The organism is Vibrio hibernica (assembly GCF_015223435.1).
Lineage (GTDB): Bacteria > Pseudomonadota > Gammaproteobacteria > Enterobacterales > Vibrionaceae > Vibrio > Vibrio hibernica.
In genome coordinates, this window is record NZ_VHKO01000029.1 from 24,867 (window position 1) to 33,986 (window position 9,120).

Annotated in this window: 6 protein-coding genes; 1 reads left to right on the plus strand and 5 read right to left on the minus strand. The window is 42.3% G+C overall.

Features of this window, described 5'->3' with window-relative positions; genetic code table 11:
• Positions 1-127 precede the first annotated feature (127 nt).
• The 5 genes from oppF to FH976_RS10860 form a co-directional block, all read right to left on the minus strand.
• A complete protein-coding gene (gene oppF / locus FH976_RS10840) occupies positions 128-1,177 on the minus strand; it encodes a murein tripeptide/oligopeptide ABC transporter ATP binding protein OppF (RefSeq protein ID WP_194090874.1) in 1,050 nt (349 codons plus the stop codon).
• On the minus strand, positions 1,177-2,145 hold the full coding sequence (gene oppD / locus FH976_RS10845; protein ID WP_194090875.1) for an ABC transporter ATP-binding protein: 969 nt from the start codon (positions 2,143-2,145) through the stop codon (positions 1,177-1,179). The genes oppF and oppD overlap by 1 nt, the downstream gene beginning before the upstream one ends.
• Positions 2,146-2,160: 15 nt before the next feature.
• A complete protein-coding gene (gene oppC / locus FH976_RS10850) occupies positions 2,161-3,063 on the minus strand; it encodes an oligopeptide ABC transporter permease OppC (protein ID WP_194090876.1) in 903 nt (300 codons plus the stop codon).
• 15 nt (positions 3,064-3,078) lie between these two features.
• Complete coding sequence (gene oppB / locus FH976_RS10855; RefSeq protein WP_194090877.1) at positions 3,079-3,999, minus strand: oligopeptide ABC transporter permease OppB; 921 nt, start codon at positions 3,997-3,999, stop codon at positions 3,079-3,081.
• A gap of 202 nt (positions 4,000-4,201) precedes the next feature.
• Complete coding sequence (locus tag FH976_RS10860; RefSeq protein ID WP_194090878.1) at positions 4,202-5,833, minus strand: ABC transporter substrate-binding protein; 1,632 nt, start codon at positions 5,831-5,833, stop codon at positions 4,202-4,204.
• A gap of 605 nt (positions 5,834-6,438) precedes the next feature.
• On the opposite strand from FH976_RS10860, the gene FH976_RS10865 reads away from it, so the two are divergent.
• Positions 6,439-8,952, plus strand: a complete 2,514-nt coding sequence (locus FH976_RS10865) for a glycosyl hydrolase family 18 protein (RefSeq protein WP_194090879.1) — start codon at positions 6,439-6,441, stop codon at positions 8,950-8,952.
• Positions 8,953-9,120: the final 168 nt, after the last annotated feature.

The following is a 9,120-nucleotide window of genomic DNA, read 5'->3' on the forward strand; positions in this document are numbered from 1 at the left end:
GCAGCACCGATTGGTACTGCTTCTATATTGTTACTACACATTTTCGCAGAAGAATAGCTCTCATCCCTAACGAGTCAATTATTCGAGATGGAGATGACCCACTACGCGAACCAGTCCATTACACGACCTAGTCCACTAGCAAACAAGCAACCGAATGGACATCAGATCCCTTAATTTGCGGTTTCTGTTCAGCACATTGCGTCGTCGCTATTGGGCAGCGCGTACGGAAGACACAACCCGATGGTGGGCTGATTGGCGATGGTAAGTCCCCTTCCAACATCTGGATCTTCTTAGCTCGCTCTTTACGAGGGTCAGGGATCGGTACCGCTGACATAAGCGCTTTGGTGTATGGGTGTTTAGGGTTGGCAAACAAAGCATCCGATTCACCCAGTTCAACCGCATTACCTAAGTACATCACCAAAACGCGATCAGAGATATGTTTCACAACGGATAAGTCATGCGCGATAAACACCAAGCTCAAACCAAGCTCATTTTGTAGCTCTTTAAGCAGATTGACCACCTGCGCTTGAATAGAGACATCCAACGCTGAAACCGGCTCATCACAAATGATCATTTTTGGGTTTAAAATCAAAGCACGAGCAATACCAATACGCTGACATTGGCCACCTGAAAATTCATGTGGATAACGGTTAATCACGTTTGGTAGTAAGCCTACTTTGTCCATCATGGCTTTTACTTTGGCTTTCACTTCCTTTTTTGACAGTTTCGGATAAAACGTCACTAAAGGCTCAGCAATAATGTCACCAACACTCATACGCGGATTCAATGATGCCAATGGATCTTGGAAAATCATTTGAATTTCTTTGCGTTTTTCACGCTTTTGCACCGCTTGCATACGCGTTAAATCTTGGCCTAACCACAGAACTTCACCTTCCGTTGCTTCTACCAAGCCCACAATAGCGCGCGCAAAAGTCGATTTACCGCAACCAGATTCGCCAACCACACCAAGCGTTTCACCTTCATATAAACGAACGTTGACGCCATCAACCGCTTTTAGCTTCAACGGTTTCGCCCAAGGCCATGCTGATTTTGGCGCAATATTGAAATGAACTTTAAGATCTTTTATATCGAGCAGTAATTCTTTACCAATCGTGCTCGACTGCGGCGCATCTTGAACCACGTCTATGCCTTCTTTAATTAATGTTGACTGAGTCATTATTTCCAGCCCTCCCAATCAGAAAAACAAGCACGAGAACGATCTTCACCAAATGGAAGTAAAAGTGGTGCTTCACGGCCACAACGCTCGGTCACACGGTGGCAACGCTCTTGATACGGACAACCGACAGGTAAACGTAATAAGTTAGGTGGATTACCGGGAATGGTCGGCAGCACATCACCTTTAGAATCTAAACGAGGAATTGCGCGTAATAGACCTTCTGAATATGGGTGGCTTGGATTGTAAAAAATATCCTCAACCGATCCATATTCCATCGTACGTCCAGCGTACATTACCAAGACTTTGTCACATGAACCTGCTACCACACCTAAATCGTGAGTGATCATAATAATCGCGGTATTAAATTCATGTTTCAGCTCATTCAACAGATCCATGATTTGTGCTTGAACCGTTACATCAAGAGCCGTGGTTGGCTCATCTGCAATTAATAATTTAGGGCGACATAATAATGCCATAGCAATCATTACACGTTGGCGCATACCACCTGAAAATTCATGTGGATACATGGTAATACGGTTGCGGGCTTCAGGGATTTTCACCGCCTCAAGCATACGAACCGACTCTTCAAACGCTTCTGCTCTGCCCATGCCTTTATGCAGCATTAGTACTTCCATTAGCTGATCGCTAACTTTCATATAGGGGTTAAGTGAGGTCATTGGATCTTGGAAAATCATCGCAATTTGTTCAGCGCGAATCGTGTTCAATTTTTTCTCTGGCAAGTTCAGGATCTCTTGTCCTTCAAACTTAGCACTGCCAGTAATAACACCATTTTTTGCCAGCAAACCCATGATGGCAAATACGGTTTGAGATTTACCTGAACCAGATTCACCCACAATACCAAGTGTCTCACCTTGTTGTAGTGAGAAGTTTAAATCGTTGACCGCCGTTACCATGCCGTCTTGAGTTTTAAATTCAACCCATAAGTCTTTTACATCTAATAAGCTCATAATACGTCCTTGTTCTTATCTGTCTTTCGGGTCGAGTGCGTCACGTAAACCATCGCCAACATAGTTAAAGCAGAATAGCGTAATTACCATGAATGCAGCAGGAAACCCGAGTTGCCAAATCGCAATCTCCATGGTTTGTGCGCCTTCTTGCAACAATGCCCCCCAACTTGTCATTGGCTCTTGAACCCCAAGACCAAGGAAAGATAAGAAAGATTCAGTCAAAATCATGCTTGGTACTAATAACGTTGAGTACACGGCCACAATACCTAATACGTTTGGCACAATATGGCGAGTAATGATTTTCCAGTTACTCACGCCACATACATAAGCCGCTTCAATAAATTCTTTATTACGCAGGCTTAGCGTTTGTCCACGCACGATACGCGCCATATCAAGCCAAGCAATTGCGCCAATCGCCACAAAGATCAAAATAATATTACGACCAAAAAAGGTCACTAATACGATCACAAGGAACATGAATGGTACGGCGTATAAGATTTCCAAAATGCGCATCATGATACGGTCGGTTCGTCCACCAATAAAACCCGAAGCTGCGCCATAAAGAGTACCGATAAGCACGGCAACTAAAGCCCCAAGGATACCTACCATTAACGAAATGCGCCCGCCCATTAAAGTTCGAACATATAAATCACGACCTAGGCTATCAGTACCGAACACGTGCTCGGCAGAAGGCGCAGCTTGCAATGAATACCAATCGGTATCGTCATAAGCAAAGTGAGCAAACATCGGCAAGAAGATCACCGATAAAGTGATCAAAACAAGAATAACAAGACTCACCATCGCCGCTTTATTTCGCATAAAACGAATACGAGCATCTTGCCATAAACTGCGACCTTCAATTTCTAAGTTCCCAGAGAACTTTTCGATCGCTTCCATATTTTTTTGTTTATTTAACATAGCGATAGCCTCTGATTAGTAACGAATTTTCGGATCAATATACGCCAGTAGCACATCGACTATGGCATTGAAAAGAATGAATAAGAAACCAATCAAAATGGTAATTCCCATCACTAACGAGTAATCACGGTTAAACGCAGCATTAACGAATAATTTACCAATACCCGGCAAACCAAAAATAGTTTCGATCACCACTGAACCAGTAATGATGCCGACAAATGCTGGCCCCATATAAGACACAACCGGCAATAGAGCGGGTTTCAACGCATGTTTAAAAACAATATAGCGATAGCTCAACCCTTTAGCGCGAGCGGTACGAATAAAGTTACTGTTGAGCGTTTCAATCATGCTACCACGAGTGATACGGGCGAAAGTCGCCACATAAAGAAGTGACATCCCCACCATTGGAAGGAACATAAATTGAAAGCCACCCCCTTGCCAACCCCCAGCAGGGAACCATCCAAGATTGATCGAAAATATATAAATTAACACCGGAGCCAACACAAAGGATGGCATTACCACCCCAAGCATCGCGGTGGACATTATGGTGTAATCTACCCAAGTATTTTGTTTCAACGCAGCAATAGTGCCAACCCCTACCCCTAATATAATGGTAAAGATAAAGGCAAAAAAGCCAACTTGAGCAGACACAGGCAATGCCGCGTACACTAACTCATTAACGGTATAATCTTGGTATTTAAATGAAGGTCCAAAGTCTCCTTGCAGAATATTGGTTAAATAAGTGGTGTATTGTGTGAGCACCGGCTGATCTAAGCCATATTTCGCGTTAATATTTGCCATCACTTCAGGAGGTAACGGGCGTTCACTGGAGAACGGATTACCTGGGGCAAAACGCATTAGGAAAAAAGACACAGTGATCAATACCAGTAAGGTGGGTATTGCCTCTATCAGTCTTTTCAAAATGAATTTAAACATAGTAGTACTTCCAATTGTGACTCATTTTAATTAATTCGCATAAGCATACTCTTCTGATTCGAAGTGGATAGCCTACACATTCCCTTTATTATTATTCTGAGTTTTTATAATATTCGGAGGGTGTTACGCGGGACACATAAAATAAAAGTGGCCTCACAACGAGTAAATACAGGACCCATTGTGAAGCCATTTTAATAACGTGTTATTTCGCTAGCATATAAAGATCTTTCGTGTAGATCTTATCTTCAGCGTTATTTTTAGGGAAACCGCCAACTTGTGGAGACACCAAACGTGCTTTCACATATTGGAAGATGGGTGCAATTGGCATATCGCGAGCCAACAATGCTTCTGCTTGAGCGTACAAATCTGCACGTTCGGCATCACTGGTTGATGCCAATGCTTTTTCCATTACCGCATCGTATTCTTTGTTATGGTAACGAGGATCGTTCGAGCTATTATTTGACTGCATCAATGATAAGAATGATGAGGCTTCATTGTAATCACCACACCAACCTGCACGCGTTATTTGGAAGTTACCTTCACGACGGTTATCTAGGTACGTTTTCCATTCTTGGTTTTCAAGTGTCACGTCAACGCCTAACGCTTTTTTCCACATAGAAGCAATCGCAACGGCATTCTTCTTATGGTTTTCACTGGTGTTGTAAAGCAAATTAAATTTAAGTGGGTGTGACTTATCGTAGCCCGCTTCTTTTAGTAACGCTTCTGCTTTTTGGTTACGTTCTTTTTGTGTCCAAGTACCGTATTCAGGCATTACTGGGTGGAAGTCAGCGGTTACTTCAGGGGTTAAGAAATACGCAGGTTTTTGACCTTGGCCTAATAGAATTTTAGTGATGACATCACGGTCAATTGCATAAGAAAGTGCTTTACGAACGCGCACATCATTGAATGGTGCTTTTTCATTATTAAAACCGTAGTAGTAAGAGCATAAGTTGCCAACCACTGAAACATCTTCTGGATGTTCTTTTTCAAGACGTTTAAAGTGCTCATTCGGCAACTCATTCGTCATATCAATTTCACCAGAAAGGAAGCGGTTCATCTCTGCAACTTGGTTTTCAATTGGCAAGTATGTCACTTTATCAATGACCGTGTCCTTATCATCCCAGTAGTTCTTATTACGTACCATTACCATACGTTCATTCACTACCCACTTGCTTAGTACATATGCACCATTACCAACAAAGTGTTCCGGTTTGGTCCATTGATCGCCCCATTTTTCTAACACTTTTTTGTTCACTGGTTTAACCGTTGTGTGACCCATCATTTTAACAAAGTAAGGCACGGCAGATTCAAGGTTCACTTCAAGCGTATTCGCATCGAGTGCTTTTACACCTAAAGTCGACTTATCGGCTTTACCATTAATGATTTGTGCTGCATTTTTCATGGTAGTCATTTCTAAATACCAAGCATAAGGAGAAGCGGTAGCAGGATCGACGGCACGTTGGAACGTGAATACAAAGTCATCTGCGGTTACAGGATCGCCATTTGACCATTTAGCATCTTTACGAAGATGAAAGATAAAGGTTTTGTTGTCTTTAGTTTCCCAGCTTTCTGCGACACCAGGAACCACATTACCATCACCATCTTGGTTAACTAAGCCTTCAAATAAATCACGAATAACATTTGATTCAGGAACACCTTCGGTCTTTTGAGGATCAATTGAAGCGACTTCAGTGCCATTGCCTTTGACTAATTCTTGTTTATCGGCAAGTTTCGTTCCTTCTGGAACATGTGCAGCCATTGCAGGAAAAGTTGCAGCGCCAAACGTTAAACCAGCACCAATTAATAGTGCTTGAGTGATTTTGTTTTTATACATAGTTATAAACTCCAAGTTTTTATTTAAATGCATCCATGACTCAATATTGGTTAATTAGCACGCTAATCTAAACAGATAGCTTTATTAGAATAATTTCACTGCTTGATTGAACAATAACCAGATAAAGATCCGATAACACTACCAATCTTTAACGTTAACAACCATACATAATATTAAAAAACACTACTTCATCGACACTTTTACTTTATAGAAGAGTAAAAGTTCGGATTGATAAACATTTACAGAGTATTAACCTGACAAAATAGCAATAAACAACCAGACACTGCGGTTAAATAATAAACAACAGCTCATTAAGCGCTCAGGAAGGGAAAGAAAATACAGCGCCACTAGCTTAATTCCCGATAGTTACAACTAAAGAAATGACAAGTTTTATCAAATGTCGAGCCTCTACGATGTTTATATGAAATAGCAGGGATTAAATAATTATTACTTCTAACTCGATTCAAAAAGAACACTTTTCACTTTGTTTCCCCTTTCCTCTTCATGAACACTGAATTTGATGCGAGATAAAATGATGTACGCAGTTTCCATCGCTCTTCTATTTTAGCGGTGGATTTAATCAAGGAATAGATAAGAGAAATGATATGAAGCGTTTCAACCTGACCGCCGTAGCAATATCTTTAGCTTTAGGTTCTACAGCCGTAAGTGCTGCCCCGGGAGCCCCTGCTTTAGATATGTATGGTTCAAAAAATTTACAATTTTCAAAAATTGACCTCGCGATGGAAACAACATCGGGTTACAACAGCATGGTTCAATATCACGACCAAGCTCAAGTCGATATTATCTTTAATCAATATAGCGGCGATACTGGTGATACTTACAATATCTATTTTGATGGCGAAGTTGTGGCAACGGGTCCAATTAAAGGTAGTAAAACAACCGCATCATTTACCTACCCAAAAGGCGGCGTTTACCAAATGGTGATCGAAGCTTGCGATGAAACGGGCTGCACCAAATCTTCATCTGAAGCTTTAACCATTGCAGATACTGATGGTTCACACTTAGCACCGTTAGTGATGAATACCGATCCAAATAATAAGAGTTATAACACTGATAAAAATACAGTTGTCGGCACTTATTTCGTTGAGTGGGGAATTTATGACCGTGATTATACTGTCGATAATCCTCCTGCTGATAACTTAACCCACATCTTATATGGCTTCATCCCAATCTGTGGCCCTAATGAATCACTAAAATCAGTTGGCGGTAATAGTTTTAATGCCCTACAAACGGCTTGTCAGGGCGTACCTGATTACAACGTCGTGATTCACGACCCTTGGGCTGCATATCAAAAAAGCTTTAAACAAGCTGGGCATGAGTACGACACCCCTATCAAGGGCAACTTTGCCATGATGATGGCACTTAAACAGCGAAATCCTGATCTAAAAATCATCCCATCGGTTGGCGGTTGGACTCTTTCTGATCCATTTTATTCTTTCACCGACAAATCAAAACGCGATATTTTTGTCGCTTCAGTTAAAAAATTCTTAACTACTTGGAAGTTCTTTGATGGTGTCGATATTGACTGGGAATTCCCTGGCGGTGATGGTGAAAATGCCAACTTAGGTGACCCACAAAAAGATGGGCCAGCTTACGTTGCGCTAATGCAAGAACTTCGTGCGATGTTGGATCAGCTTGAAGCTGATACCGGCAGAGAATATGAGTTAACTTCTGCTATTGGTGCAGGCTACGACAAAATAGAAGATGTCAATTATGGTCAAGCCTCCCAATATATGGATTACATCTTTGCCATGACTTACGATTTCTACAGTGGTTGGAATAATGTCCCTGGACATCAAACTGGCCTTTATTGTGGTAGCTTTATGTTACCTGGCCAATGTGATGGCACAGGTATTGATGCGGAAGGTAAGCCATTTAAAGGCCCCGCTTATACCGTGGATAACGCCATTACTGCACTACTAGCTCAAGGCGTTCCGGCTAATAAATTGGTAGCGGGTGCCGCTATGTATGGCCGAGGTTGGGATGGCGTTATGCCTTCAAGCTTAACCGATCCAAACGATCCAATGACAGGCACAGGTAGTGGCAAATTTTCTGGCTCAAAAGCACAAGGTGTGTGGGAAGCCGGCATCATCGATTATAAAGGTCTGAAAGACAATATGGTTGGGCCAAATGGTCAAGGGATCAATGGCTATGAAGTCGGTTATGATGAGCAAGCTGAAGCCGCTTGGGTATGGAACCGATCTAACGGAAAATTGTTAACTTATGATAGTCCTCGCTCAGTAATCGCTAAAGGTCAATACGCTCGTAGCCTAGGCCTAGCGGGTTTATTCTCATGGGAAATTGATGCTGATAATGGCGATATCCTAAATGCAATGCATGAAGGTTTAGCCGGTGAAGCGTCGAATCATGCACCAACAGCAAGTGCAGGTATGGATAAAGTAGTGGTTGGCCCTACCGCGGTCACTCTAGATGGTTCTAAATCAAGTGATAAAAGCGGTTCAATTGCCTCTTATGCTTGGACACAAACCTCTGGAACAGCAGTAAACTTGACCAATGCCAATAGCGCTAAAGCCAACTTTAATGCACCAGAAGTGACAGAACCTCAAACGCTAATTTTCTCATTAACGGTGACCGATAACGAAGGTGCAACAGCAAGCGATACGGTCGTAATAACAGTAAACCCTGTTGATGTTCCTGTAGACAATACTGCGCCAATTGCAGCCATAACTGCTCCAGCGCAAACGCAAGCAGGCGTTACGGTTGTCGTTGACGCTTCGGGTTCTTCGGATGCTGAAGGTGATTCGCTCACTTATACTTGGACGCTGCCAACTGGTATTTCAGGAACAGGTTCTAGCATCAGCTTCGTAGCGGGTGAATACGATGTAGATACCACCTTGAACTTTACCGTTACGGTTAGCGATGGCGAGTTGTCTAGCTCAGCGTCGACCTCTGTTGTGATATTGAAAACCACTGGTACGGTAGATCCAGATCCAACTTGTGATAATGAATGGGATACGGCTGCAGTTTATTCGAGCGGTGATCAAGTCACATCTGGTGGAACACTCTATGAAGCAAAATGGTGGACAACCGGTGAATGGGGTGTTTGGAAAAACCTTGGCGCTGCAAGTTGCAACTAAGGTGCCTGAGATAATCGACTAACGAGTCGTTAATACACGAATTGTTAATACGATTATTTGCAAAATCAACACAACAAAAAAGCCTCTGGAATTAAACTGAAGTGACCCCTTAAAGTTGGACATTTCTGTTATGCGGCTTTTAAGGCCTGATTTCGGTATTCTACTGGG